Origin of the sequence: Limnospira sp. PMC 289.06 (assembly GCF_032350395.1) — a bacterium.
Classification (GTDB): domain Bacteria; phylum Cyanobacteriota; class Cyanobacteriia; order Cyanobacteriales; family Microcoleaceae; genus Limnospira; species Limnospira platensis.
The window spans coordinates 1-1,399 of sequence record NZ_JARPLC010000312.1 but is presented as its reverse complement, the minus strand read 5'-3'; the positions used below and the strand labels follow the sequence as shown (position 1 = coordinate 1,399).

1 protein-coding gene is annotated in these 1,399 nt (G+C 42.5%); it reads right to left on the bottom strand.

From position 1 onward, the window contains the following. Positions 1-341: 341 nt before the first annotated feature. A partial coding sequence (locus P5674_RS24755) for a group II intron maturase-specific domain-containing protein (RefSeq protein WP_315670397.1) occupies positions 342-1,399 on the bottom strand: 1,058 nt, incomplete at its 5' end.

The window sequence follows — 1,399 nt, the reverse complement described above, 5'->3', positions numbered from 1 at the left end:
CATTGCAGCCCTATTTCACTCCTAAACGTCTCGCACATCGCCGTTACTCTCAACGCCCTGATTTCTCAGTTGGTTTATGACCTTGAGTCCCCTGCCTTGCTTAGATTTCTCCAAGCGTCGGGACATATAAACAGTTATGGGATGGTCAGGGGTGCGAATCCCTTATATTCCACCAAGGGGTGCAAGTCCCACTAGGACGTTATTTCAGGCATTGCAGCCTTATTTGACTCCTAAACGTCTCGCAAGTAGGGGTCGAGAGAGATGTCGCCATCTCCCCCTCCCATACAGAACCGTACTTGAGACTTTCACCTCATACGGCTCCTAATTTGACCGTCTCCTTGTTAAGAGTACAGCATCATCTCTTCATCAAGAGCTGTTTTATTGTCGTGACAATGGCGATGTAATAATTGAATATTCTTGTATTCATCCTTTCCGCCATGGCTTCTAGGTACAATGTGGTCTACTTCAATTATATCTGATGGGGTAAAGAATTGTCCACACCAGGTACATCTACCTTTTTGCTTTTTGAGTAGTTTTGCTACCCTAATTGGCGTGTCGATTGCTTGTCCTTTCCTGGTTGCCCAGTAAGTCCAATTTCCGTCATAAGGTGTTGCGTCAGGGCGTATTAGGGTATGTCTGACAATTGGAGTCCAGTTGTGTTTGAATAGATGTAACCCATCTTTGGTTTGGAACAGCCAATTTTCGTGTCTTTCTTTCCCATTGCTAAGTTTAATTGTTCCATGTCTGAAATAATTACTTAGTTTTTCGTAACTTGCCTTTCCGCATCTTGATACTGTCCATGCCCTTAACATTTGCCAGACTGTTTTGTCTAGCTTATTGAAGGTCTCTGTTGAGACTACCGCTGAATAATAATTTGACCATCCCCGAATAATCAGGTTTAGTTTACTAATCAGGGCTGACTGAGGTGTTGCTTTATGTTGCTTGATTACACCTTTTATCGCTTCTGTGTGGGCTTTGACTGCTTTTTGGCTGGGTTTTATATGGGTTTTGTGACCGATTAATCGGCTTACTTTCCCACCTGTTTTCCCAGATTTATATTTTCCTGCTGGGTATTGCCTGATATTGAATCCTAGAAAATCAAACCCAGGTTCCTCAGTCTTACCGTCATACTCAATAGTTTTGAGTGTATGACAGATTCGAGTCTTTTCAGGTTTTATTTCTAGTCCTACAGGTTTTAGCCATTCAGAAATAGCAGTCTTGCACTGTTCAATGATTCCTAGGTCTTTGGATATGACCACAAAATCATCGGCATATCTTATAACGTTCGCATAAGGGCGATTGTCTGTTTTCTTGGGATACAGTTTTTCAATTAACCTAATCATACCCAACAGTGCGATGTTGGCGAGTATTGGACTTATTACCCCTCCTTGGGGTGTCC